23 protein-coding genes and 1 pseudogene are annotated in these 22,499 nt (G+C 64.3%); 13 read left to right on the top strand and 11 right to left on the bottom strand.

Annotated elements, in window-relative coordinates; genetic code table 11:
* Positions 1 to 86 precede the first annotated feature (86 nt).
* Complete coding sequence (locus C0V76_RS07240) at positions 87 to 959, bottom strand: NAD(P)-dependent oxidoreductase (RefSeq protein WP_101941730.1); 873 nt, start codon at positions 957 to 959, stop codon at positions 87 to 89.
* Positions 960 to 1,202: 243 nt separating this feature from the next.
* On the opposite strand from C0V76_RS07240, the gene C0V76_RS19885 reads away from it, so the two are divergent.
* Positions 1,203 to 1,349, top strand: coding sequence for a hypothetical protein (locus tag C0V76_RS19885; RefSeq protein ID WP_158239171.1), 147 nt, complete (start codon positions 1,203 to 1,205; stop codon positions 1,347 to 1,349).
* Between the two features lie 11 nt (positions 1,350 to 1,360).
* On the opposite strand, the gene C0V76_RS07235 is transcribed toward C0V76_RS19885, so the two are convergent.
* From C0V76_RS07235 to C0V76_RS07220, 4 genes are all read right to left on the bottom strand, one after another.
* Positions 1,361 to 2,149 carry a YbaY family lipoprotein gene (locus C0V76_RS07235; protein WP_101941729.1) on the bottom strand — a complete coding sequence of 263 codons (789 nt, stop codon included), beginning with the start codon at positions 2,147 to 2,149 and terminating at the stop codon, positions 1,361 to 1,363.
* Between the two features lie 104 nt (positions 2,150 to 2,253).
* Complete coding sequence (locus C0V76_RS07230) at positions 2,254 to 3,039, bottom strand: transglutaminase family protein (protein WP_101941728.1); 786 nt, start codon at positions 3,037 to 3,039, stop codon at positions 2,254 to 2,256.
* Positions 3,040 to 3,091: 52 nt separating this feature from the next.
* Complete coding sequence (locus tag C0V76_RS07225; RefSeq protein WP_101942221.1) at positions 3,092 to 4,039, bottom strand: alpha-E domain-containing protein; 948 nt, start codon at positions 4,037 to 4,039, stop codon at positions 3,092 to 3,094.
* A 15-nt stretch (positions 4,040 to 4,054) separates the two neighbouring features.
* A complete protein-coding gene (locus tag C0V76_RS07220; RefSeq protein WP_101942220.1) occupies positions 4,055 to 5,446 on the bottom strand; it encodes a circularly permuted type 2 ATP-grasp protein in 1,392 nt (463 codons plus the stop codon).
* Between the two features lie 504 nt (positions 5,447 to 5,950).
* Between C0V76_RS07220 and C0V76_RS07215 the strand changes: the two genes are divergently transcribed.
* A complete protein-coding gene (locus C0V76_RS07215; RefSeq protein ID WP_101941727.1) occupies positions 5,951 to 7,291 on the top strand; it encodes a GGDEF domain-containing phosphodiesterase in 1,341 nt (446 codons plus the stop codon).
* Positions 7,292 to 7,347: 56 nt separating this feature from the next.
* A complete protein-coding gene (locus C0V76_RS07210) occupies positions 7,348 to 7,764 on the top strand; it encodes a hypothetical protein (RefSeq protein WP_101941726.1) in 417 nt (138 codons plus the stop codon).
* A 178-nt stretch (positions 7,765 to 7,942) separates the two neighbouring features.
* Here C0V76_RS07210 and C0V76_RS07205 read toward each other — a convergent pair whose 3' ends face one another.
* Positions 7,943 to 8,377, bottom strand: coding sequence for a helix-turn-helix domain-containing protein (locus C0V76_RS07205; protein ID WP_101941725.1), 435 nt, complete (start codon positions 8,375 to 8,377; stop codon positions 7,943 to 7,945).
* Positions 8,378 to 8,464: 87 nt separating this feature from the next.
* On the opposite strand from C0V76_RS07205, the gene C0V76_RS07200 reads away from it, so the two are divergent.
* Positions 8,465 to 9,316: an SDR family oxidoreductase gene (locus C0V76_RS07200; protein WP_101941724.1), complete on the top strand. Its 852-nt coding sequence runs from the start codon at positions 8,465 to 8,467 to the stop codon at positions 9,314 to 9,316.
* Between the two features lie 122 nt (positions 9,317 to 9,438).
* Here C0V76_RS07200 and C0V76_RS07195 read toward each other — a convergent pair whose 3' ends face one another.
* Positions 9,439 to 11,055, bottom strand: coding sequence for a methyl-accepting chemotaxis protein (locus tag C0V76_RS07195; protein ID WP_101941723.1), 1,617 nt, complete (start codon positions 11,053 to 11,055; stop codon positions 9,439 to 9,441).
* Between the two features lie 157 nt (positions 11,056 to 11,212).
* On the opposite strand from C0V76_RS07195, the pseudogene C0V76_RS07190 reads away from it, so the two are divergent.
* The 4 genes and pseudogenes from C0V76_RS07190 (at position 11,213) to C0V76_RS07180 (ending at position 14,679) form a co-directional block, all read left to right on the top strand.
* A pseudogene (locus C0V76_RS07190) lies at positions 11,213 to 11,827 on the top strand (IS5/IS1182 family transposase).
* A 130-nt stretch (positions 11,828 to 11,957) separates the two neighbouring features.
* Complete coding sequence (locus tag C0V76_RS19880) at positions 11,958 to 12,122, top strand: hypothetical protein (protein ID WP_158239170.1); 165 nt, start codon at positions 11,958 to 11,960, stop codon at positions 12,120 to 12,122.
* Positions 12,123 to 12,287: 165 nt separating this feature from the next.
* Positions 12,288 to 13,925 (top strand): right-handed parallel beta-helix repeat-containing protein, encoded by a 1,638-nt coding sequence (locus C0V76_RS07185; protein WP_254048208.1) that lies wholly within the window; start codon positions 12,288 to 12,290, stop codon positions 13,923 to 13,925.
* Between the two features lie 151 nt (positions 13,926 to 14,076).
* Entirely contained in the window at positions 14,077 to 14,679 is a 603-nt protein-coding gene (locus tag C0V76_RS07180; protein WP_101941722.1) for a YigZ family protein, read from the top strand.
* Here the strand turns inward: C0V76_RS07180 and C0V76_RS07175 are convergent.
* Genes C0V76_RS07175 through C0V76_RS07165 form a run of 3 tightly spaced genes read right to left on the bottom strand, consistent with a single transcriptional unit; the run spans position 14,668 to position 17,212 of the window.
* Positions 14,668 to 15,033, bottom strand: a complete 366-nt coding sequence (locus tag C0V76_RS07175) for a hypothetical protein (RefSeq protein ID WP_101941721.1) — start codon at positions 15,031 to 15,033, stop codon at positions 14,668 to 14,670. The two genes, C0V76_RS07180 and C0V76_RS07175, sit on opposite strands and share 12 nt — an antisense overlap.
* Positions 15,034 to 15,086: 53 nt before the next feature.
* Positions 15,087 to 16,505: a cell wall metabolism sensor histidine kinase WalK gene (locus C0V76_RS07170; protein WP_101941720.1), complete on the bottom strand. Its 1,419-nt coding sequence runs from the start codon at positions 16,503 to 16,505 to the stop codon at positions 15,087 to 15,089.
* A complete protein-coding gene (locus tag C0V76_RS07165; RefSeq protein WP_101942218.1) occupies positions 16,502 to 17,212 on the bottom strand; it encodes a response regulator in 711 nt (236 codons plus the stop codon). Before C0V76_RS07165 ends, C0V76_RS07170 begins: the two co-directional genes overlap by 4 nt.
* A gap of 188 nt (positions 17,213 to 17,400) precedes the next feature.
* Between C0V76_RS07165 and C0V76_RS07160 the strand changes: the two genes are divergently transcribed.
* From C0V76_RS07160 to C0V76_RS07140, 5 genes are read left to right on the top strand one after another with little or no spacing between them, the layout of a single operon-like run.
* Positions 17,401 to 18,297: a PepSY-associated TM helix domain-containing protein gene (locus C0V76_RS07160; protein ID WP_158239169.1), complete on the top strand. Its 897-nt coding sequence runs from the start codon at positions 17,401 to 17,403 to the stop codon at positions 18,295 to 18,297.
* Positions 18,298 to 18,327: 30 nt separating this feature from the next.
* A complete protein-coding gene (locus C0V76_RS07155; protein ID WP_101941718.1) occupies positions 18,328 to 19,002 on the top strand; it encodes a PepSY-associated TM helix domain-containing protein in 675 nt (224 codons plus the stop codon).
* Between the two features lie 30 nt (positions 19,003 to 19,032).
* The gene (locus C0V76_RS07150; RefSeq protein WP_101941717.1) at positions 19,033 to 19,560 is read left to right on the top strand and encodes a DUF2271 domain-containing protein; all 528 of its coding nucleotides are present in this window, start codon (positions 19,033 to 19,035) and stop codon (positions 19,558 to 19,560) included.
* A 10-nt stretch (positions 19,561 to 19,570) separates the two neighbouring features.
* Positions 19,571 to 20,578, top strand: coding sequence for an FAD:protein FMN transferase (locus tag C0V76_RS07145; RefSeq protein ID WP_101941716.1), 1,008 nt, complete (start codon positions 19,571 to 19,573; stop codon positions 20,576 to 20,578).
* Positions 20,579 to 20,604: 26 nt separating this feature from the next.
* Positions 20,605 to 22,020 (top strand): sulfite reductase subunit alpha, encoded by a 1,416-nt coding sequence (locus tag C0V76_RS07140; RefSeq protein WP_101941715.1) that lies wholly within the window; start codon positions 20,605 to 20,607, stop codon positions 22,018 to 22,020.
* 46 nt (positions 22,021 to 22,066) lie between these two features.
* On the opposite strand, the gene C0V76_RS07135 is transcribed toward C0V76_RS07140, so the two are convergent.
* The gene (locus C0V76_RS07135) at positions 22,067 to 22,414 is read right to left on the bottom strand and encodes a NirD/YgiW/YdeI family stress tolerance protein (protein ID WP_158239168.1); all 348 of its coding nucleotides are present in this window, start codon (positions 22,412 to 22,414) and stop codon (positions 22,067 to 22,069) included.
* Between the last annotated feature and the right edge of the window lie 85 nt (positions 22,415 to 22,499).

The raw sequence follows: 22,499 nt of genomic DNA, 5'->3' as shown, positions 1-22,499 counted from the left end.
GAAAAGCCGCAGGCGCCTTCCGACTGGGCGGCGTGGTGAGCCGTTATATTGTTGGCGTGCGTTGCGCTTTTCCGACCTACGCAGACCTACGCCGGCTTGCGCAGGCGCGGGTCGAGGTCGAAGCTGGCTGGGTTGCGGTAGTCATTGAGCATTACGCGCACGCCGCCTTGCAATGCCGGCCCTGACCCGGGCCCGGGCGGCGGGGTGGCGGCGAGTTCAGCGGCGAAGCGCGCCGAACTGTCGCGTGGCTGGTAGCCGATGCGTTCGGCATCGTCGCCGCGCCACCAGCACCCTGGGTTGTCGGACACGCCATATACCACGGCGCAGCCTGGTGCATCGGCCAGCAGCGCACAGCGCACCAGTTCGACAAAATCTCCCGGGCTCAGCCAAACCGCCATGCCGCGCATATCGGATGGGCGCTCCCGACAGGCTCCGATCCGCAGGCACACTGATTCGAGCCCATGACGATCGTGGTAGTAGGAGGCCAGCAGCTCGCCGTAGCCCTTGCTCACGGCATACAGGCTATCCGGGCGCATCGGCATGGAGGGGCTCACTGTTTCGCCGCAGGGATAGAAGCCGGTGACGTGATTGGAGCTGGCGAGTATGACTCGACTCAGACCCACTGCCAGCGCTGCATCGTAGATGTTGTACTGGCCCACGATGTTGGCGGGCAACAAGGTGTCGAAATCGCGTTCGAGCGGAATACCGCCCATATGCACCACCATCTGGGCGCCGTGCAGCAAGCGACCTAGTGCAGCGCGATCAGCGAGATCGCATGGTTGGAGGGTTTCATTGCCCGTGGGGGCCTCAGTCAGGGGAACGATGTCGCTGAGAACCAGCTCGTCGCACAGCGCACGTAGTGGTGCTCGCAGCAGGCGACCTAGGCGCCCGGCAGCGCCGGTGAGCACGATGCGCCGGAAGGGGTGCGGGTTTGCAGCAAGAGTGGCTGTCTTCAGCATGATGGCAGGGGGGCGGGACTGGGGCCGCCGCAGGAGGTTGTGTGGAGTTTGTGCTGCAGGGCACGACAATCCGTCCCCGGGCGGGGCAGCACCGTGCTGGATGCGCAGTGGCGATAGCCCGGGCACGGCAGGCGTGTTGGCAGACTCTGCAAATGGATGTGGCAGGGCGGGCGAATGTCGGCAGGGTGGACCGCTTGATGCTTGAGATTCATGTGGCCACTCCGGCCCTGCAAGGAGAACATCATGCTGATCGAACGTGACATGAGCGAATTTTCCTGGTCGCACGAAGAGCCGCAGGAAGACGCCAGCCCGGCTGCGCTGGCTGCTGTACCGGAGCCGCTTGCAGCCCTGCTGGCGCTGCAGTTGCTGACGGTGACGCCACTGGCCTGAGTGCTTCGGCCCTATTGCATGTAGCGGGCTTCGAACTCCGCCAGCAGCTTGCCCTCCGCGTCCAGCAGACTCAGCTTCTGGCCGCTCACGCGCCAGCTGCTGACCTTGCCGAGGGCGGCAAGGAAGGCCTGTTCGGGGTCGCCGTCGGCTACGCAGGCCATCATGGTGGCAGCCACCTTGCTGAATTTCAGCTGCCTGTCTTCAAGGCTGTAGGCACCCATGAAGCGATTGCAACCGGCAAAGCCACTGACGCCGGGCTCGGCCTTGTCGTTCAGCACGAAATAGGCTTCGCGGGTGCCTTCATGGCTCACGACGGCCTCGCCGTTGAGGCTGAGCAGTTTCCAGTAGGTATTGACCAGACTGGCGTCTGAGGACACGGCTGCAGGCTGGCTGCGGGCCACGCGCTTGAGCAGCAGCTCTACCGTGTCGGCATGGCCACGGGTGAGGACCGGCGCAATCGTGTCGGTGGTGAACAGCAGTTGGCCATCAAGCGTGATGCGCGCGCGCACCGTATAGCTGTGAGCGGGATTGAGGCGGCTCGGGTCGTAACGGATGGAAAAACGGAAAGGGGGCTGGCCAGCGGGGTCCAGCTTGCTGCTGCCCAGCAGTTCAGCGGGTGCGCCGACGCGGGAAATATCTTCCAGCGTGGCTTCAAAGATCGCATTGGGTGGCAGGGCGATGCGCTCGCGGTAGGTGGCGCTGCCGCTGAGGCTGGCTTCCGCCGCATGGGTGCTGACGGAAAAAAGGCTGCCAATGAGCAGCAGGGCGCCGGTCAATCGGCGCGAACATGAATTCAGCATGCGAGGACTCCTGTGCGAGGGAATGCAGATTGTATGACTCCCTCTGCCGCAGAAGTTCCATCGCGCCCGTGAGCCTGTAGGGCCCAGCGCGTACGTGCGTTGGTTCAGGCAGCGTGCACCGAGACGCGTACTTCCTCATGGCCGCCGCCGTGGTGAGCCGCACGCATCGGGCAGGCGTCGAGGTAATCGCGGCCCACCGCCAGACGGATCTGGCGACCGCTGGCGAGCTGGGCGCGGCGTGCATCGAAACTGACCCAGCCGCCCTCCTGCTCCAGCCATACATCGGCCCAGGCGTACTCGCCAACGCGCTCGCCGAGCTGGTAACCGCTCACGAAGCGAGCCGGCAGGCCGATCGAGCGGCAGGCGGCAAGGAGGATATGTACCTGGTCCGGCAGGGTGGCGGCGCCGCGCGTGAAACTGCTCTCGGCACCCCGCACCGCTTCGCCGCCGGAGGGGGCCGGCAGGAGTTGCTCGCGCAGGGCCTGCAGCAGGGTCAGCACGTCGTCGATATCCTGCGGTGGCTGGCTGAGGTGTTTGTGAGCCAGTGCGGCCAGGGCCGCTCCGGGAGTCGTGAGCTGGGTGCTGGCAAGATAGATCTGCGGAGCCAGCGGGCTTTGCTCGAGGCCGATCAGGGCCGGACTGCTGTCCGGCACGTCGACCACGCCGGTGACGACGATGCGCACGTTTTCATGCGGTTCGGTCAGGGTCAGCAGATGGGTAGTGTTGCCCCAGGCATCGACGCTGCGGCTGCTGCGCACCGGGGTGTTGACCTGCCATTGCGCGACGCGCACACCGGCTTCCTCTCGTGGGGTGATGCGCAACTGGCGGATGCTGTAACTGGCAGGGCTGTCAAAGTGGCAGCGGGTTTCGTGGCGGATGGTGTACTGCATCGTCAAAACCTCCTGTTTTTTGCAGGAGCGGTCTCCGGCCGCTCCTGGTGCGTCACGCTGTCACGGGCATCAGGAAATCGGTCGCGATGCGGTTGCCGACGTCATTGATGCGGGTAATGAATTTCGTCAGGTACTGATGCAGGCCACCTTCGAGTACGTCTTCGATGCGCCCGTAGCGCAGGCTGGCAGCGAGCTCGCCGGCACGGCGCTGCGTTTCCTGCGAGCGGGTATTGGCCACCTGCTCGAGGAAAACCAGCATTTCGTCAGTGCAATAGGCCAGCGAGCGCGGCATGTCGTTTCTCAAGACGAGCAACTCGGCCACACGCGAGGGCGTGATCTGGTCGCGATAGACCTTGCGGTAGATCTCGAAGGCCGACACCGAGTGCAGCAGCGCACTCCATTGGTAGTACTCGCCGGCATCATCGCGGCGCGGGGCTTCTGCAATGAAGTTGTACTTCACGTCGAGGATGCGGGCGGTGTTGTCGGCGCGTTCGATGAAGGTGCCCAGACGCAGGAAGCAGTTGGCTTCGTCGCGCATCATGGTGGCGAAACTCACGCCGCGGAACTGGTGCGAGCGCAGCTTCACCCACTCGAAGAAGGCGTCCAGCTCGTCGGCGCCCATCTGGCCGATGTCATAGCTCTGCAGGCTGAGCCAGGTGGCGTTGATGGTTTCCCATAGCTCGGAAGTCAGGGTGCCGCGTACGGCATGGGCATTCTCGCGGGCGCTGCGCAGGCAGGAGTAGATGCTGCCGGGATTGTTGCGGTCGAGGGCCATGAAGTGCACGACTTCGGCCGGCACTAGCTTCTCGCCATGGGTGTTGAAGTAGCTCTCCAGCACACCCACGGAATCAAGGGTTTCGCGCCACAGGCGCTCGACTTCGCGTTCGCTCTGCGGCAGCAGTTGCATGCGGTTGTTCACGTCCAGCATGCGGGCGAGATTTTCGGCGCGCTCGATGTAGCGGGCCATCCAGTACAGGTGATCGGCGGTGCGGCTGAGCATGCTCATTGTTCTCCCTCAGTTTTCCATCACCCAGGTGTCTTTCGTGCCCCCGCCTTGCGAGGAGTTCACGACCAGCGAGCCTTCCTTCAATGCCACGCGGGTGAGGCCGCCGGGCACGAAACGCACTTCGTTGCCAGAGAGCACGAAGGGGCGCAGATCGATGTGGCGCGGCGCAATGCCAGCATCCACGAAGGTTGGGCAGGTGGACAGCGACAGGGTGGGTTGGGCGATGTATTTCTCGGGTGAGGCGAGGATGCGCAGGCGGAAGTCCTCGATCTCGGCCTTGGTGGAGGCCGGGCCGACCAGCATGCCGTAGCCGCCAGCGCCATGGACTTCCTTCACCACCAGTTCGGGCAGGTGTTCGAGGGTGTAGGCGAGATCCTCGGGCTTCCTGAGCATGTAGGTGGGCACATTGTTGAGAATGGGCTCTTCACCGAGGTAGAAGCGCACCATCTCGCCAACATACGGGTAGATCGATTTGTCATCGGCCACGCCGGTGCCGACGGCATTTGAGATCGTTACGTTGCCGGCGCGGTAGGCGGAGAGGATGCCGGGGACGCCAAGCATCGAATCCGGCCGGAAGGCGAGCGGATCGAGGAAGTCGTCATCGATGCGGCGGTAGATCACGTCAACGCGTTGCGGCCCCTGCGTGGTGCGCATGAAAACCTGCTCGTCGCGCACGAAGAGATCCTGCCCTTCGACCAGCTCGACGCCCATCTGCTGGGCGAGGAAGGCGTGCTCGAAGTAGGCGCTGTTGAAGCTGCCTGGGGTGAGTACCACCACCACCGGGTCGAGCACGCCCTTGGGCGCCACGGCACGCAGGGTGTCGAGCAAGAGATCCGGGTAGTGTTCGACCGGGGCGACGCGATTCCTGGCGAAGAGTTCGGGGAAGAGCCGCATCATCATCTTGCGGTTCTCGACCATGTAGGAGACGCCGGAGGGCACGCGCAGATTGTCTTCCAGCACGTAGAACTCACCGGCGCCGGCACGCACGATATCCACCCCGGCAATCGCCGCGTAGATGTTGTTGGGCACGTCCACGCCCTGCATCTCGGGGCGGTACTGGGCATTGGAGATGACCTGCTCGGCCGGGATGCGTCCGGCCTTGAGGATTTCCTGGCCGTGGTAGATGTCGTGAATGAAGGCGTTGAGTGCTTTGACGCGCTGGCGCAGGCCGTCGGCGAGGGCCAGCCATTCGTGCGAAGGGATGATGCGCGGGATCACGTCGAAGGGGATCAGGCGCTCGGCGCCCGCCTCATCGCCATACACTGCAAAGGTGATGCCGGAGCGGCGGAACAGTGCATCGGCTTCCTGGCGCTTGCGCGTCATGCGTTCCGCACTCATCCCGTCGAACCAGTCCACATAGCCCTGGTAGTGCGTGCGCAGCTCTCCACTGGCGCTGTTCATTTCATCGTAAAACCGGGCTTGCGCCGGGCTTGCTTGGGTTTGAGCCTGAATCGGGGCCACGCGTGTCTCCTGCTGGAGCTGTTATGTCGGCACCATTGCCATTGCGAGAAGCGTGCCATGCGTGCAAAGCGCCTGTTTGCGTAAGCAGACATATAGCCATGAGCCAGATTGGTGCATGCAATCCGGGCCGTGTTCAGGCTGGTGCGTTGCAGCATGCCGGAGTGTGCCCAGAGGGTGTTGCGGCGTTGTGAAGCCTGGCCGGTGCTACTGAGCGGGAGCGTGGCGGGTTGATGGCCGCGTCCGCCTGCGGTGTCGCTGCTGCGGTGAGAAAACCGCGCTGCCGGCGAGGCTGTTGTACCCCGTAGGGAGGAGCTTGCCGTCTGGCGCGCGGGGCGGTTCATGCAGGTAAGTCCTGCTTGAAGAGATCTATCACTTTGGATTAGGGTGGCCAGTCGAATTGGCGGGATCCTGCAGCACCCGCATCAACCCTCACGCGAGTCTGAAATGATGCTCAATGCTGCCAGCGACACCGATCTGCGCAAACGCCTGCTCGACGAAGCACCACGCGCTTTCGCACCCAACCCCGCCGGGGTGCCCAGCTTGCCGGATCGCGAGGCCTTCCTGCGGCGTCTCGACATGTCGATCCGGATGGCCGAGCGCCAGCGCTCCAGTTTCGCCGTCATGCTGCTGGACCTCGGCCCCACCGAAGATCCGCTCTCCGGCCTGGCTGCCGCGGCCGCCGCACTGCGCATCACGGTACGCCTGACAGACACCGTGGCTTGGCTGGAAGGGCGCCAGTTCGCTGTGCTGCTGAATGTGGCCAATGAAGAAGGCGCGACGCGTGTCGGCGGCAAGATTTTCGAGGCGCTGAGCGAGGCGCTGGGCGAGGCCGCCGGGCGCGAGGTGCGCGCCGGCATGGCGCTCTACCCTGGCCATGGCAAGAGCGGCGATCAACTGCTGCGGGTGGTAAATAGCGCTTTGTATCAGGCCAGCCGTGGCCGCAAAGGCATCGTCATGGCGGTGCTGGCCGAGGGGGTGTTACCCGAGGTGCGCGAAACGCTGGGGCAGCGCTTTGGCATGGCCATCGAGCAGAACGAGTTCGTACTGTGCTTCCTGCCGGTGGTGAACCTCGTGAGTGGTTTGCCGGTGGGGGTCGAGGCGCTGGCGCGTTGGCGCCATCCTGATCTGGGTCTGTTGCCGCCGGCAGAATTCATGCATCTGGCCACCAATGAGTCGGCCCTTGAAGGCCTCAGCCTGCGCCTGCTCGATCAGGCCTTGCTGCAGATCCGCAACTGGCGTGAGCGGGGCGTGGCACTCAGTCTGTCCTTGAACTTTGCGCCGGTTCTGCTGGCGCGCGAGGGCCTCGATCAGCTGATTCTGGCCCGCCTGCAGGCGCAGGGCCTGTCGCCGGAATGCCTGACGTTGGAGCTGCGGGACGAAGGCTTGGCGGTGCTACCGGCCAGTGCGCTGCGCGTGCTCTTCAGCCTGGCCTCGGCTGGCGTGTGTCTGACGATCGATGATTTTGGGCGCGGTAACGGCTCCCTGCTGGCGCTGCGGGATCTGCCGGTGCAGGAATTCAAGATCGATGCAGCGTTCGTGAGCAAGGTCTGCCACAGCGAAGCGGATGCCGCCATTGTCGCGACCCTGGTCAGCCTTGGGCGGCGCCTGGGCAAAACGGTGATCGCCAAGGGAATCGAAACCGAAGAGGTACGCCAGAAACTGCGCAGCCTAGGCTGCGAATATGGCCAGGGCTTCTGTTTCGCCCAGGCCTTGCCGGCTCAGGAGCTGGAGGACTGGCGCGATCAGCGCATGGCCGCGGACGGTGCGCGCCAGACAGTGATCTGAGCGGGACGAGCCAGGCTCGACCGCGCTATGCTGCAGGAAATACTTGCGAGGATTGCATGAAATTTCCAGCCCATGGTTCGGCGCATATTCACAGGGAAGGGCAGTTCTTGATCGCCGAAATCGGTGGTCCCTGGAATGCCGAGCTGATTCATTACTACCGCGAGCTGATGGCCGAACAGGTGCCGGCCGTGGCCGCGCAAGGCCCGTGGGGGCTGATCCTCGAAATCCGCGGTGCAGCGCTGTGTCCGCCCGAGGCAGTGGAGGGCATCCGGCGCGGAGTGGTGGAGCATGCCAGCAATTGGCGGCGGATCTGCACGGCCTATGTAATTGCCCCGGATGTTGAAGGCTATGGCGTGACCGATCGCGTCTGGCGTGGCATTTACGCCGGCATCATGCCTTTCGATATTTTTGAACACATGGCGGACGCCCGCGAGTGGACCCAGCGTCATCTGGATGCACCGCCGCCCGCATGAAAAAGTCTGCTTGCCTCTGGTGCAAGGGCACGCGCCTGAGGGCCGCCAGGCGACGCTCAGCGCATACCGCCCGACTAGTGCTTGCGTCAGATTGGCGAGATGACCGGGCCGGATCTCGAGAAGACTGACGACCGTTTCCTGCGCTACGTGGCCTTGCGGCTGGAGTAGTCCGCAAGCGCTAGTCCGCGGAGGCCTGCGTGGTTTGCTTGGTTTGCTTGGTTTGGCGGGCACTGAGGATTTCGCCCAGGTTCAGTTCGATCCAGTCGGCCAGCGCCTCGACCCGCTGGCCGACCTCCAGCCCCAGCGGGGTGAGGCGGTATTCCACATGTGGTGGCACCACCGGGTAGGCGATCCGGTCGACGAAACCATCTCCTTCGAGCGATTGCAGGGTCTGCGCCAGCATCTTTTCGCTGATGCCGCGTACTTTGCGGCGCAGCTCGCTGAAGCGGTGGGTGCCGCCCAGCAGGGCGACCAGCAACAGCACGCCCCAGCGGCTGGTCACATGATTGAGCACTTCGCGCGAAGGACACAGATCGGCGAACACGTCGCCGCGCTGCATGGCTTCGGCGAGCCGGCCGCCCGCGCTGGCTGGCAATGGATCCTGTTGGTGCATCTTGCACTTACCTTTCTGTGCGTACTTACAAATAGTTAGTGTGTTGGCTATTCTGCCGCTTCCCCTCAACAAAAGGAAGTAAAGATCATGATTGCCATTACCGGAGCCTCCGGCCAGCTTGGCCGCCTCGTCATCGAATCCCTGCTGGGCAAGCTGCCGGCCGGCCAGATCGTCGCGCTTGTGCGTGATCCGGCCAAGGTGGCGGATTTCGCTGCGCGCGGCGTGGTGGTACGCCAGGCTGATTACACCCGCCCGGAAAGCTTGCTGCCGGCGCTGAGCGGCGTGGAGCGACTGCTGCTGATTTCCGGCAATGAGATCGGTCAGCGTGTGCCGCAGCACCGCGCCGTGATCGAAGCCGCCAAACAGGCCGGCATCCAGTTGCTGGCCTATACCAGCATCCTGCACGCGGATGTGTCGCCGCTGCCATTGGCCTCCGAGCACAAGGAAACCGAAGCCCTGATCCGCCATTCCGGCCTGCCTTATGCGTTCCTGCGCAATGGTTGGTACACCGAGAACTATCTCGCCAGCGCGCCGGCGGCGATCGAGCATGGGGTGCTGCTGGGCTGCGCCGGTGAGGGCCGCATTGCTTCCGCCGCGCGTGTCGACTATGCAGAGGCGGCAGCGGAAGTGCTGACGCGTGAGCATCAGGCCGGCCGTATCTATGAACTGGCGGGGGATGAGGCTTATACCCTGGGCCAGCTGGCGGCCGAGCTGGCGCGGCAGTCGGACAAGCCGGTGGTGTATCTGAATCAGTCCGAGGCGGATTTCAAGGCTGCACTGACCGGCTTTGGTTTGCCCGAGGGGCTGGCCCAATTGCTTGCCGAATCGGATACCGGCGCCTCGCGCAATGGCCTGTTCGATGCGGGCAAGCAGCTGAGCCGGCTGATCGGCCGGCCGACCACGGCCTGGACCGAGCAGGTCAAGGCGCTCGTGCGCTGAAGACCGGACCTCCCCAGCCCTGGCCTCCAGGACGGGGGCGGAGAAATGGAGAAGGCCGGCCTCAGCCGGCCATGTGACCAGATCCTTTCTTCAGCCATGCCTCGCATGGCCTCCGCCGGGGTTCAGGTGCTGAAGCGCGCTGCCGCCGTGTTCAGCTCGGTGGCGAGCGCGGCTAGCTGGCGGGCTGTATCGCTGGCGCTGCGGACGGCGGAGTCCGAGTCCTCCACCATGCGGGCGATGCGCTCCACATTGGTGGCAATGCTGTTGCTGGCTGCGGTTTGCTCCGAAGTCGCGTGCGCCACATCGTGGATCTTGGCCAAGGTCTCGCCGGTTTCGCGGTTGATGCCGTCGAGTGCCTCGGCTGCTTCAGTTGCAAGCGTCACGCCCTTCTCGACCAGAGGGCGCACGGTGTTCATGCTGTGCACCACAGAGTCAGTGTCAGCCTGCACCGCCGCGATAGTCTGGGTGATTTCGGCTGTGGCCTTGGTGGTGCGCTCGGCCAGTTTGCGCACCTCATCGGCCACTACGGCAAAGCCGCGCCCCTGCTCACCGGCGCGGGCGGCTTCGATGGCGGCATTGAGGGCCAGCAGATTGGTCTGCTCGGCGATTTCCTTGATAGTGTTGGCGATGCCGTCGATCTGCCGCGTGCGATCCGCCAGACCAACGATCTTGTCCGAGGCGTCGGCCACGGTCCCTGACACTGCATGGATCGCTTCGGCGGCGGCCGCTACACGCTGGCTACCGCTCGCCGCCAGCTCGGCCGAGCGGCCGGAGCTGCGTTCGGTTTCGTGAGCGCTGTCTGCTATCTGCCCCACGCTGACGGTCATTTCCTCGATGGCGGCGGCGGTGGCGGAGGTCGCTTCAGAAGAGTGACCGGAGGACTCACGGATCACATCCATGCGTGAAGCGATGTCATTGGCCGCCGAGTTCAGCGACTGGGCGCTGTGCTTGATGCTGGCGATCATGCTTTGCAGATTGGTCTGCATGCTTTTGAGCGCATTGAGCAGGCTGCCCTCATGGCTGTCTGGCAGATGTTGCCCAAGGTGGCCGGTCGCGATCTGGTTGGCCGCGGCGGTAGCCATGTCCGGTTCGCCACCAAGTTGGCGGTAAATGTTGCGCGCCATCACGACGGCCAGGCTGGCACTGACCGCAATGATGACCAGGCCCGCCACCAGCAGCAGCAGGGCGTAGCGCCGGAAGGCCGCATCAATATCGTCCATGAAGAAGCCGGTGCCCACTGTCCAGCTCCACGGTGCGAAGCGTGTGACGCCATTCAGCTTGGGTAGCTGTGCAGCCTTGCTGTCGCTGCCCGGGCGGGTGGTGTAGATAGTGACGAAAGCGGGGTCTGCCTTGGTGAGCGCATCACGGTAGACCTCTACCGTGGTGCGGCCATCAGGAACCTTGGAGCCGAGATCCACCTTGCCGATCCGGTCTGTTTTGACGTGTGCCACGAGCACATTCTCGTCTGTACGCGCGAACACATAGTCATTTTCGTGCTTGAGACCCTGCAGGGCCTGGCTGGCGCGGGCCTGTGCTTCCTCGCGCGAAAGCTTGCCGCTGGTTTCCATCTCATGAAAGTGCTTGAGGATCCCAACCGACAGGTTGAGCAGGGTGCGTGTCTGGTTCTCGCGCTCTGTAGCCATGGTGCTGCGGATGATCTGCAAGGCGATGCCTGCGATCAGGAGCAACCCGATGAGGGCACTGCCGATGATCAGTACCAGTCTGCTGGAGAGTTTCATGATGTATTCCTGGGCGACGGTTCGGGGGCGTGGGCCAAAAGTAGACCTCTCTGCCTGTTAGCGTCGCAAACAGCGTGAAACTTAAGCGCTATAAGCCTTTTTAGGGTTCTCCCCTTGGAGGCTGTTCACTTTTTTTTGAAACTCGTAGACCGGATGGTTGAGGAAAAGATACCTGATCGACATCAGCAAAGAGGCGTTTAAGCAGATAAAGCCGATTCTGGAGGGGGCGCAAACGGACGAAGCCGCGAGAGGTCGATCTGTACGAGGTGTTCTGTGGCGGATGCTCCCGAGCGAATCCCCAAAGTGGCGTATCGTGCATTCGTACTTTTCCAAGTGGGGTGAGCCCGGTCCTGATGGGGTGAGCGCTTTGGAGCGCGCTTTAAAAAATCAGGTTGGCGCGGCCCCTACCAGACGGGGTCGCAACGCAAAGACGAGCTTCTTGATTATTGATGCGCAAAGCTTCAAGAAACGGCGGAGCTCACGGATCGGGCAGGAGCGCTGCGCTCCCTGGTTGGATAAGGTTCGCAGCGTGCTGGTCGAGGGTAGTTACAGTGGGGCTCCGTTTGCCAGCGCCGTATAGGAGAAATTGGGGGTGGCCGTCGAGGTGGTGAAGCGCAATCAATTGCACACCTTTGCGGTTATGCCTCAGCACTGGATCGTGGAGCGCTCGTGTGCGTGGCTTGAGCAGTTTCGCCGACTCTGGAGAAACGCGGCGCGTCAGCTCAATACCAGTCTCCCGTTAGTGCTTATGGCATTCTTTCCTTGCTGCTGAAAAGACCGTGAACAGCTTCTGAGGCGGCCGGCCTCATGAAGAAACACATGAAGCACCTGCTCGAACACATTTCTTTCGAGCGTGAGCCGGTGCCGAGTCCGTCATCATCGGTGGCGCCGCGCTGGCCGGCATGGGGGAGGCGCTGGCCCGGCGCCTGCCTTTCGCGGTGATCGACAATGTGTCGGCCGCGGCCCGCGCCATCCGTACTGCGGCCTCGCGTCCGGCCGCTGCCGGCCCGGACGGGGCCGGTTATCACGGCCTCAGCCCCGAACTGCTAGCCCGCCTGCAAGCCTGATCCTTCCTCTTCGGCCTCACCCGGCACGCCTTCGGGTTGCCTTGACAGGCCTTCCCCGGGGCGACTAGATTCCGCCTTTGTTACCGATTCGTAGCAAATTTGCCTACGACGATAGTCATAGCCCTGCAGCCCCGGCGGCAGACATAAAAAAGACGAGGAGACAGAATGTTCGGCAAATTTCTGATCGGCGCAGCCGCCCTGATGCTGGGGGCCAATGCACACGCTGCGGCGGACTATCCCAGCGGCTACACGAAGTGTGCCCAGGTTGGCAGCAGTTGCAGCATGAGCGGCAGCCACACAGTGGCACTGGGCAAGTCCGGCAGCTTTGTGTACGCCACGCTGACGGGCAATTTCACCTGTGCCCAGTCGCTGTTTACCGGCGGCAGCGCCTACACCGCCTCGGCCTGGTGCTCGGTGGGGCCGGTGGTGACGGCTGCTTCGTCCTCCTCCGCTTCATCATCTTCTGCGGCAGCGTCATCGGTCGCCGCCTCCAGTGCGGCCCGTTCCAGCGTGGCAGCCAGTGTGGCCTCGAGCGCGGCTTCGAGCGCTGCGCTGTCCAGCAGTGCCGCAGTCTCCAGCAGCGCCAGCAGCAATCCCTATGTGACTGGCTGTGGCACCGAGACCAGCAATCTGGTGGCCTCCAAGGTCTATTACGTCACGCCGACGGCCGCCAGCACCGGCGCCGGCACCAGCTTCTCGGCGCCGATGAGCTTCACGGCCGCACTGTCGGCGGTCAGTGCCGGGCAGATGATCCTGCTGCAACCCGGCACCTACAGCGTGCCCTATACCGCAGGGGCTAAAAATACCCTCACCCTGGCGAAGTCTGGCAGCGCCAGCGCTCGCATCTACATGGTGGCGGCCAACTGCGGCAAGGCCGTGATCGACTTTTCCTTCCCGGAAAACACCTATGTCCAGGACTCCTACGGTTTCTACCTGACCGGCAGCTACTGGTACTTCAAGGGCATCGAGATCACCCGGGCCGGCTACCAGGGCGTCTATGTGACCGGTGGCTACAACACCTTCGAGAACGTCGCCTTCCACAACAACCGGAACAGTGGTCTCGAAATCAACAAGGGCGGCCATCACACCACCGTGATCAACTCGGATGCCTACCGTAACTACGACCCGAAGAAGAACGGCAGCATGGCCGATGGCTTTGCCTCCAAGCAGACCCAGGGGGCGGGCAATTTCTTCTACGGCTGCCGTGCCTGGGAGAACTCGGATGATGGCTGGGACACCTTTGACAGTGCCGAAACGGTGACCATCGAGAATAGCTGGACCTTCCGCAATGGCGTGGATGTGTGGGGCTATGGCAACTTTGCGGGGAACGGCAACGGCTTCAAGCTGGGTGGCAACTACAAGCTGCAGCGCAACCGGATCATCAACTCGGTTTCCTTTGGCCATCCCAACAAGGGTTTCGACCAGAACAACAATGTTGGCGGCGTCACGGTCATCAACAACACCTCCTTCCAGAACGGCATCAACTACGGCTTTGGCGGTGCGCTGACGGCGGGTGAGCAGAATGTCTTCACCAACAACGTGTCGCTCTCCGGCAAGGCTGCTGACAGCATCGCCAACGCGACTTCAAAGACCAATACCTGGAACGGTATTGCAGTGAGCAGTGCGGACTTCCTGAGCGTGGACACCAACCTCGCCAGCCGCAGCCGCAACCCGGATGGTTCGCTGGTCTACACCACCCTGTTCCGCCTGGTTGCCGGCAGCAAGCTGATCAATGCCGGCAGCAACGCAGGCCTGCCTTATCTGGGCAGCGCCCCGGATCTGGGGGCTTTCGAGCGCGAGTGATCTGCCGGCTCCGGGCGGTGCTCCGCCCGGTAACCGAGAAAAACCCACGGTCCGCGACCGTGGGTTTTTGTTCTGGCGCCCTCGGGCGTGCCCTGCAGCGCGCTGAAGGCGCGGCGTAGAATCCCTCCGCCTGCTTTCGTGTCGCCCATTCATGCCTTTCAGCATTGCCGCCCCGGTTCATAGCGAACTCCTGATCAAGAAGAGCCGTTTCATCGGCTGCGTGCAGCCGGTGGCTGATCGTGCGGCGGCGCAGAAGATCGTGGCGGCCTTGTGGGCCGAGCATCCGGGCGCTTCGCATGTCTGCTGGGCGTTGATGGCAGGCGGGCAGTCCGCTGCGGTGGATGATGGTGAGCCCAGCGGCACGGCCGGGCGGCCGATGCTCGATGTGCTGCGGCATCAGGATCTGGAAGGCGTGCTGGCGACCACCGTGCGCTATTACGGCGGCATCATGCTGGGCGCGGGTGGCCTAGTGCGGGCCTATACCGATAGCGTGGCGCAGGCTCTGCGCGGCGCGCAGAAGACGCCCATCATCCGCTTGCGCACCCTGCGCTGTGTGGCGCCCTATGCGCTGGAAGGCCTGGTGCGGCGCGCGATCGAAGCGGGTGGCGCGCAGCTGGGCGAGGTGCGCCATGGCGCGCTGGTGGAGTTCCTGATCCGCTTGCCCGAAGCGCAGGCCGAGGGCTTTGTTGCCGCGCTCGGCGAATCCGGCCAGGGGAAGATCAGCTGGTTCAAGGACGCTGCTTCAGCGCTGTGAATCTTTCAGCAGGCGCACGCACTCATCCATGATGGAGGCGCCGAGTTCGGAGACGTGGCGCGGATCGAGCGATTCCATCAGCTCATGGGCGGTGTATAGCCCGGCCTCGCGCGACAGGCTGTCCCGGATCTGGCTGGCGATCTGATCGCTCAGATCTGCCAGCAGCTTGCGCTCGGACAGCGGCAGACTCTGCTGTGCACGCGCGAGCCAGTCGCTGCACAGCGCAGCGGCCTGAGCCTGGGTGATCCAGTACTGGTGATCGTAGAAAGCGGCGAGGCGATGGGCGACCAGCGCGTAAATGGCGGCGGCGCGGGTGCCGGTGTCCGGTTCGCGGCGCGAGTCTGTTGCGGTCATGGTGGTTCCTGAAATGCCGGGCGCTGCTTCCGCCCGGCCGCCAGCATACCGAATCAGGCCGCGCGCCGGGGCAGGCGGATGCAGGCCGTGACGCCCTCGCCGGGCTTTGACTCGAGGCTCAGGCTGCCGCCGTGGGCCTCGGCAATGGCCTTGGCGATCGGCAGGCCCAGGCCGGTGCCGCCGGTATGCCGGGCACGCGAGGACTCGAGACGGAAGTAGGGCTCGAAGACTTTCTCCAGCTCGCTCTCGGGAATCCCTGGGCCCTGATCGGTGATGCGGATGCGCACCTCCGTGCCGGTGTCCTCCACGCTGACCCGGATGCCGTCACCGCCGTAGAAGCGTGCGTTGTCGAGCAGGTTGGCGATGCAGCGGCGCAGGTCGTGTGGGCGGGCCTTGAGCGGCTGGCTGCAGCGGCCCTCGCGCGTGATGCGGGCCCCCAGCTCTTCCATGTCCTCGATCACGCTGTCGAGCAGGGCATCGAGATTCACTGCTACCAGAGCTTCGGTGTCGGAGCCGGCGCGCAGGAAGTCCAGAGTGTGGCCGATCATGGCGTCCATTTCACCCAGATCGCGCTGCATCTTCTCGCGCAGCTCGGGCGCGACCTCGCCTTCCAGGCGCAGGCGCATCCGCGTGATCGGCAGGCGCAGGTCGTGCGACACGGCGGACAGGGCTTGGGCGCGCGTATCGACGAGTCGCCGGACGTCGCGCTGCATGGTGTTGAAGGCCTGCACGGCCTGGCGCACATCCTGCGGGCCGACTTCCGGCATGGGCGCCTGGTTGAGGTTCTTGGCCAGGCCCGAGGCGGCTTGTGTGAAGCGGGCCAACGGGCGGGTGAGGCGGCGCACGGCCCAGATCGAAAGGCCGGTGGTGGCGCCCCCGAGCAGCACCAGAAGCGCGATCAGGCGATAAGGTAGATCGCCGGAGGGCATTGGCAGCAGGTGATGGAATGTGACTACGACGCCGTCATGCAGCCGGATCTGCGCGACGTAGGTGCGTGCAAAGAATTTGCCGCGGGCGGACTTGCTCTCATCCTTGTCATCGTCATCATGGTCCCGCTTGTCGCGGTGGGCGAGCGGCGGCGGATGCAGGCTTAGCAGCAGCGGGTCGACGCGCTCCAGCGCCAGCATCTGCACCTGCAGGCCTGCCGCCAGCTGGCGCCGGGCCTCGCTGGCAAAGTTCTGCGCATCGATCGAGCCATCGATATTTTCGGTGGCCCATGGCAGGCTCAGCGTGAGCATGGTGGGCTGCACGCTGAGCGCCTTCACCAGCAGGGGGCGTTCGGCCGGCTCGGCCAGATCCAGCACGGTGGCGATGCCGGCCATGCGCTGGGCGGAATACTCGGCGAGCAGCTTGTAGTTGAGGCGGCCGCGGTCATCCAGCAGCAGCCACAGCCCGAGCAGCTGCACCACGACCAGCACCACGAAGAGCGCCAGCGCGATCTGGCCGAAGAGGGTGCGCGGCAGCCACTTCATGCGCGCGCCTCCACCTTTGTGGCGAGCATGTAGCCTTCGCTGCGTACCGTTTTGATCAGCTGTGGATCGCGCGCATCGTCGTTCAGGCGGCGGCGCAGGCGCGAGATCATCACGTCGATAGTGCGATCAAAGGGGCCGGCATCGCGTCCGGCGATGGCATCGGTGAGCTGATCGCGCGAGAACACGCAGTTGGGCGTTTCGGCCAGCATGTGCAGGAGGCGGAATTCGCCGGTCGACAGGGCAATGACAATGCCATCCTTGTCGAGCAGATTGTGGGCCGAGAGATCCAGCGTCCAGCCAGCAAAATGCAGGGTGCGGGCCGGGCGTTCCGCCGGGCCGTGCTCCTCGGCGCGGCGCATGATGCTGCGGATGCGGGCGAGCAGCTCACGCGGATTGAAGGGCTTGGGCAGGTAGTCGTCCGCGCCCATTTCGAGGCCGATGATGCGATCCATGTCGTCGCCGCGCGCGGTGAGCATCAGGATCGGCAGGCGCGAGCCGGCGCGCAGGTTGCGGCACAGGCTCAGGCCATCTTCGCCGGGCAGCATCAGATCGAGGATCAGCAGGTCGGGCGAGAATGCCGGAAGCATGGCGTGCATGGCTTTGCCATCATGGGCCGTCTCGACCTGGAAGCCGTTGTTGCCCAGATAGCTGCGTAGAAGTTCGGTGAGTTCCGGGTCGTCGTCGACCACCAGGATTTTCTTGCTCATGTCGGTCTGGATGAAATTCGTGTTTTTCAGCATAGCCCGGAAGCGTGTTTGGGCGTGCGGCTTTTTTGCATACGGAACATGCAGTTACAGGCATTTACACGCCATTTACAAAACCCCGCGAAAAGCCCATATCCGGTTCACACGCCGGTCGTTCAATGCAGGCATTCCCAAACCCCGGATGCTTCGACATGCGCTCCCTGATTCCCTTTCTCACCCAAGCTCACCGCTGGCTGGCCCTGCTGACCGCACCCGTGCTGCTGCTGATCATCCTCTCCGGCCTGGTGCTGGCTTTCAAGCCGGTGGTGGAGTCCGGGGCGCGGCCGCCGGTGGATGTGGCCAGCCTGAGCCGCGCACTCGAGCAGGCCGATCCGGGCCACAAGGCCGGCGTGATGAGTCTCTCCAGCGATGGCACGCGCTTCGTGCTGAGCGCGCGCGGCACCGGCGCCATGGGTGAGTTCGATGCGCAAAGCGGCGCACGGGTGGGCGCGGCTGGTTTCGATCTCTTCGGCCTGGCGCGCAATCTGCACACCAATCTGCTGGTGGGCGCAGGCTGGCTGGTGACGCTGACCACCAGCGTCACGGTGATTCTCTTCCTCTCGGGCTTCCTGCTCGGCTGGCGTCGCCTGCGCAACACCCTCAGTGGCTGGCATGCAGGGCTGGGCTGGCTAGCCTGGCCGTTGGCCGCGCTCACGCCGGTGACCGGCCTGATGATGGCTTTCCATCTGGGTACCGCCTCCCTGCCGTATTACGAAGCGGGCCGCCCCTTGCCGCTGGTGAAGGTGATCGAGATCGCGAGTCAGCAGGTGGATCTCTCCAAGCTCGCGCAAGTGCGCACCTTCCGCGGCGGAGCCGTGATGCTGACCGTGCAGGATGAGCCGCGCGCCGCCCTCTATCTCGTGACCAGTGCTGGCGAGCTGCTGCGTAGCGGCGGGCCGGGCTGGGTGCGCATGCTCCACGAAGGCACCTGGGCCGGCGCTTTCTCCGGGCTGTTCACCTTCATGTCGACGCTGCCGCTGCTGGGCTTGCTGCTCACCGGCCTGCTGACCTGGTGGCGACGCCATCGCCTGCTCAACGCCGCACTGTGAGCCTTTCCAAAGCATGACAGGAGCCTGAGCATGAACGCACGCAGCGAATTTCTGGATCAGCAAGCGCTGACCGCGAGCAGCGAAATCAAGGCCGCAAGCCGCCGTGCGGCATGGCTGAAAGTGTTGATGCAATGGCACTGGATCAGCTCGGCGGTGAGCCTGATCGGCATGCTGTTCTTTGCCGCCAGTGGCATCACGCTCAACAACGCCGATGTGTTCGAAAGCGCCAGCGCCAAAGTCACCCGGCATGCTGCCGTGCTGCCGCCTGCGCTACTCGCGGAGCTCAACGCGCAACCGGGCGCCGCCGGAGACCCAACGCCCGCCGCACTCAAGCGCTGGCTGAGTGAAAACTGGCAACTGGCGATCTATCCGAAGGCCAGCGAATGGTCAGCGGATGAAGTCTTCATCGACCTGAAGAGCCCCGGTGTGGAGGCCTGGCTGAGCGTGGATCGCCACAGCGGCGCCATCCAGTACGAAGCCAGCGATCGCGGTTGGGTGGCCTACTTCAACGATCTGCACAAGGGCAAGAACGCCGGCCGCGTGTGGGGCCGCTTCATCACCGTGTTCGGCGTGGCCTGCGTGATCTTCAGCATCACCGGCCTGCTGATCCTGCAGGTACATGCCCGCTCGCGCTGGAAGGTGTGGCCGCTGACCGGCCTGGGGCTGGTGATTCCCCTGTTGTTGATGCTGCTCTTCGTGCACTAGAAGCCCTGACCCATTTTGAAAGGAAGCAACATGAAAACTCGTCTCCTCACTTCCGCACTCTCCCTCCTCGGCCTGGGCCTGAGCTTACCGGCCCAGGCCGTGGAGGCCCAGCTCGATATCACCCTGCCGGTTATCCAGGGCGCAAAGGTGCGCCGTCCGTATGTTGCGGTGTGGCTTGAGAAGGCCGCCAGTCATGACTTCGCCGGCAATATCGCGGTCTGGTATGACATGAAGAAACCCAACAACGTGGGCGCCACCAAATGGCTGCCGGATCTGCGCAGCTGGTGGAAGGCCAGCGGCAGCCAGGCGAGCTTCCCGATTGATGGTGTATCGGGGGCAACGCGCCCGGCCGGTGAGCATGTAATCAACCTCGGTGCGAGCGAGGCGGTGAAGAAACTCGCTGCCGGCGAGTATGAGGTGGTGGTGGAAGTGGCGCGCGAGCACGGCAGCCGCGAGCTGTTGCGCCTGCCGCTGCAATGGCCGCCGCGCAGCGCCGCCAAGGCCGAGGCTACAGGGACGAGCGAGCTCGGGCTGGTGCGCCTGACGAGCAAACCCTGAGCGTGCGGCCATGAATGCACCTGCCTTCCGTGCCCTGATTCCGGCCCGCATCGATCAGCCCGCAGGCCTGCCTGAGGGGGACGTTTATAAACTTGCCGGCAACTGCATGGGCACCACCTGGAGCGTGCGCGTGGTGGTGCGCGATTGCCTCTCGCCCCGCCAGCTGCAGGCCGATATCGCGGCCCTGCTGGAAGGGCTCGAAGCGCAGATGAGTCACTTTCGCGCCAGCTCGCCGCTGCGCCGCTTTGCCACGCTGCCACCGGGTTGCTGGATGGATCTGCCGGCGGCGTTTGCGCAGGTCATGCGTACCGCATTGAAAGTGGCGCATCTCAGCGAAGGCGCTTTCGACCCCGCGCTGGGCTCGGTCATCGATGCCTGGGGCTTTGGCGCTGCGCAGCGCTTCAGCGAGGCCGGCTTCGCGCCGCCCGCTGCGCCGCTGCTGCCGGGCAGGCGCTGGCAGGCCCTGGAGCTGGACGACGCCGGTCGCCTGCGCCAGCCGGGCGGTATTGCGCTGAACCTGGCAGCCATCGCCAAGGGCTTTGCGGTGGACGCGGTGGCGGCCTTCCTGACAGGTCGGGGGCTCGACCATCATCTGGTCGAAGTCGGAGGCGAGCTGCGCGGCAGTGGCATCAAGCCCGATGGCCAGCCCTGGTGGGTGGCGCTGGAGTCCCCGGCGCAGGATTGCCCCTTGCCCGCTACGCGGGTGGCCTTGCATGGGCTGGCGGTGGCGACCTCCGGTAACTACCGGCGCTGCTATCTGCTGGATGAACGCCTGATCCAGCACACCCTCGATCCGCGCAGCGGTGAGCCGGTGACGCATGGTCTCGCCTCGGTGACGGTGATCCATGAGGAATGCATGCAGGCGGACGCCTGGGCTACCGCGCTGATGGTACTGGGCCCGCAGGCCGGCTTGCAGCGGGCCGCAGCTCAGGGCCTGCGGGCCTTGCTGCAGTGGCGGGATGAGCGTGGCGAGTGGCATGAGGCAGCGAGCCCGGCATTCGAGGCTTTGCTTGTCTGAAAATGATCTGATCCGGAAATGACAAAATGATGGACAACCTTTCCCCGGAAATCTGGCGTCTGCAGGCCGCTGTGGGCTTGATCCTGGCCTATGCGCTGATGTGCTGGCGCATGTATCGCAAGGCCGCACTGGCCGGCTTGCCGGCACCTGGGCCACAGCCCGCTGCAGCGCCGGCGGCGGCGCGGGGAAAGCCGGTGTGGATCATTCATGCCAGCCAGACCGGGCAGGCCGAAGCGCTCGCCCGCCAGGCGGCGCGGGCGCTTGAAAAGGAGGGCGTGGCGGTGATCCAGCGGCGTATCGATCAGCCCTGGCTGGAAGAGGTAAGCGCCGCCCGGCATGTGCTGTTCGTGGTCAGTACCTATGGCGAGGGCAATCCGCCCGACCATGCCATCAGCTTTGCGCGGACCCGGCTGGCGGCGGGCCCCTGCGCGGCCTTGCGCGGCCTGAGCTATGGCGTGCTGGCGCTGGGTGATCGCAGCTATCCGCAGTTCTGCGCCTTTGGCCGCCAGCTCGATCAGTGGCTGCAGCAATCCGGCGCCAGCGCCTACTTTCCGCGCATTGATGCGGATCGCCTCGATGCGCTCAGCCTCAAGCACTGGCAACAGGCCTTGCAGGGGCTCGGCGTGCACACCCCGCTGCTCACGCCGCCGCTGGATGCCGGCTATACCGAATGGCGCTTCATCCGCCGTCGTTGCCTCAACAGCGGCAGCCCCGGTGCGCCCTTGTTCAAGCTTGAATTGCAACCGCAGGCGGGCCTGCCGCCGCACTGGCAGGCGGGTGACCTGATTGATCTGATTCCCCCCGGGGGCGATGGCCGGCCGCGCAGCTATTCGATTGCCAACCTGCCGGAGGACGGTCATCTGGAGCTCATCGTGCGCAGCGTGAGTCGCGCCGATGGGCTGCCCGGCTTAGCCTCCGGCTGGCTCAACGAAACGGCCTGGGCCAATGATCGGGTGTCGCTGCGGATCCGCCGCAACCCCGGCTTCAATCTGGAGTGTGGCGCGGATACGCCGCTGATCCTGATCGGCGCCGGCAGCGGCCTCGCCGGTTTGCGCAGTCACCTGCAGGCGCGCGCCCGGGCCATTGCCGATTCGGGGCAGCCGGCGCCCGAGCGTAGTGCCTGGCTGATCTTTGGTGAGCGCTCGGAGCGCCATGACCGGCCCTGCCACAGCGAGCTCGAGGCCTGGCGCCGCAGCCGCGTGCTGAGTCGTCTCGATCTGACTTTTTCGCACGATGATCCGATCCGCGCCTATGTTCAGCACGCCCTGCTGGAAGAAGCCCAGGCTTTCCGGCAGTGGATCACCGCCGGCGCCCAGATCCTCATCTGCGGCAGTGCGCAAGGCATGGCGCAGGGCGTGGAGCAGGCTATGCGCGAGATCCTGGGAGACGAAGGCCTGGAGCAGCTGAGGGCCGCTGGGCGCATCCGGCGCGATGTGTATTGAGCCATGAGGCCATCACGGCTGGCGTCATGGCTCTGCGGCCGGCGTTTCAATTCACCGCCCGGATCGAAAGCACCTTGATCTTGGAGTAGCCGAGGATCTCGCGGTCGTATTTGCCAGCGATCTCGACGCGGGTCTTGTCGTCGATCTTCAGACCGAGCGGCCAGCGCTTGTGATCGATCTTCACCAGTACCGTGGCGCTGCCATCGGTGAATTGATAAAGATCGTCATAGGCGATACGGCCGGTGATATGCCCCTGCAGAACGACGTGGTCATGGTCGTAAGCCTGATCAAGCAGTTGTTTGACTGTCGCAGGGGCACCATTCGGGCCGAGGTACTGAGCCGAGGCGGCCGTGCAGGCAAGGGCAAGGGCGGTGGCGAGAAAGAGGGATTTCATTTTCATTCCTTTGTGATTAAAACGATGAAGGTGTCGCTCGTTTGATGTAGCGAGGAGGAGCGATGGAATGCAGTCTGAACAGGCT

Origin of the sequence: Uliginosibacterium sp. TH139 (assembly GCF_002855595.1) — a bacterium.
GTDB classification, from domain to species: Bacteria; Pseudomonadota; Gammaproteobacteria; order Burkholderiales; family Rhodocyclaceae; genus Uliginosibacterium; species Uliginosibacterium aquaticum.
The sequence above is the reverse complement of the archived record's forward strand: the minus strand, read 5'-3'. Positions and strand labels throughout refer to the sequence as shown.

Excerpts from the sequence above, each read along its gene's own strand:
- C0V76_RS19885 (WP_158239171.1), top strand. The coding sequence starts at position 1,203 with ATGCTGATCGAACGTGACATGAGCGAATTTTCCTGGTCGCACGAAGAG.
- C0V76_RS07225 (WP_101942221.1), bottom strand. The coding sequence starts at position 4,039 with ATGCTCAGCCGCACCGCCGATCACCTGTACTGGATGGCCCGCTACATC.
- C0V76_RS07240 (WP_101941730.1), bottom strand. The coding sequence starts at position 959 with ATGCTGAAGACAGCCACTCTTGCTGCAAACCCGCACCCCTTCCGGCGC.
- C0V76_RS07215 (WP_101941727.1), top strand. The coding sequence starts at position 5,951 with ATGATGCTCAATGCTGCCAGCGACACCGATCTGCGCAAACGCCTGCTC.
- C0V76_RS07200 (WP_101941724.1), top strand. The coding sequence starts at position 8,465 with ATGATTGCCATTACCGGAGCCTCCGGCCAGCTTGGCCGCCTCGTCATC.
- C0V76_RS07180 (WP_101941722.1), top strand. The coding sequence starts at position 14,077 with ATGCCTTTCAGCATTGCCGCCCCGGTTCATAGCGAACTCCTGATCAAG.
- C0V76_RS07185 (WP_254048208.1), top strand. The coding sequence starts at position 12,288 with ATGTTCGGCAAATTTCTGATCGGCGCAGCCGCCCTGATGCTGGGGGCC.
- C0V76_RS07145 (WP_101941716.1), top strand. The coding sequence starts at position 19,571 with ATGAATGCACCTGCCTTCCGTGCCCTGATTCCGGCCCGCATCGATCAG.
- C0V76_RS07170 (WP_101941720.1), bottom strand. The coding sequence starts at position 16,505 with ATGAAGTGGCTGCCGCGCACCCTCTTCGGCCAGATCGCGCTGGCGCTC.
- C0V76_RS07210 (WP_101941726.1), top strand. The coding sequence starts at position 7,348 with ATGAAATTTCCAGCCCATGGTTCGGCGCATATTCACAGGGAAGGGCAG.
- C0V76_RS07235 (WP_101941729.1), bottom strand. The coding sequence starts at position 2,149 with ATGCTGAATTCATGTTCGCGCCGATTGACCGGCGCCCTGCTGCTCATT.
- C0V76_RS07160 (WP_158239169.1), top strand. The coding sequence starts at position 17,401 with ATGCGCTCCCTGATTCCCTTTCTCACCCAAGCTCACCGCTGGCTGGCC.
- C0V76_RS07135 (WP_158239168.1), bottom strand. The coding sequence starts at position 22,414 with ATGAAATCCCTCTTTCTCGCCACCGCCCTTGCCCTTGCCTGCACGGCC.
- C0V76_RS07150 (WP_101941717.1), top strand. The coding sequence starts at position 19,033 with ATGAAAACTCGTCTCCTCACTTCCGCACTCTCCCTCCTCGGCCTGGGC.
- C0V76_RS07220 (WP_101942220.1), bottom strand. The coding sequence starts at position 5,446 with ATGAACAGCGCCAGTGGAGAGCTGCGCACGCACTACCAGGGCTATGTG.
- C0V76_RS07165 (WP_101942218.1), bottom strand. The coding sequence starts at position 17,212 with ATGAGCAAGAAAATCCTGGTGGTCGACGACGACCCGGAACTCACCGAA.
- C0V76_RS07205 (WP_101941725.1), bottom strand. The coding sequence starts at position 8,377 with ATGCACCAACAGGATCCATTGCCAGCCAGCGCGGGCGGCCGGCTCGCC.
- C0V76_RS07230 (WP_101941728.1), bottom strand. The coding sequence starts at position 3,039 with ATGCAGTACACCATCCGCCACGAAACCCGCTGCCACTTTGACAGCCCT.
- C0V76_RS07175 (WP_101941721.1), bottom strand. The coding sequence starts at position 15,033 with ATGACCGCAACAGACTCGCGCCGCGAACCGGACACCGGCACCCGCGCC.
- C0V76_RS19880 (WP_158239170.1), top strand. The coding sequence starts at position 11,958 with ATGGGGGAGGCGCTGGCCCGGCGCCTGCCTTTCGCGGTGATCGACAAT.
- C0V76_RS07155 (WP_101941718.1), top strand. The coding sequence starts at position 18,328 with ATGAACGCACGCAGCGAATTTCTGGATCAGCAAGCGCTGACCGCGAGC.
- C0V76_RS07140 (WP_101941715.1), top strand. The coding sequence starts at position 20,605 with ATGATGGACAACCTTTCCCCGGAAATCTGGCGTCTGCAGGCCGCTGTG.
- C0V76_RS07195 (WP_101941723.1), bottom strand. The coding sequence starts at position 11,055 with ATGAAACTCTCCAGCAGACTGGTACTGATCATCGGCAGTGCCCTCATC.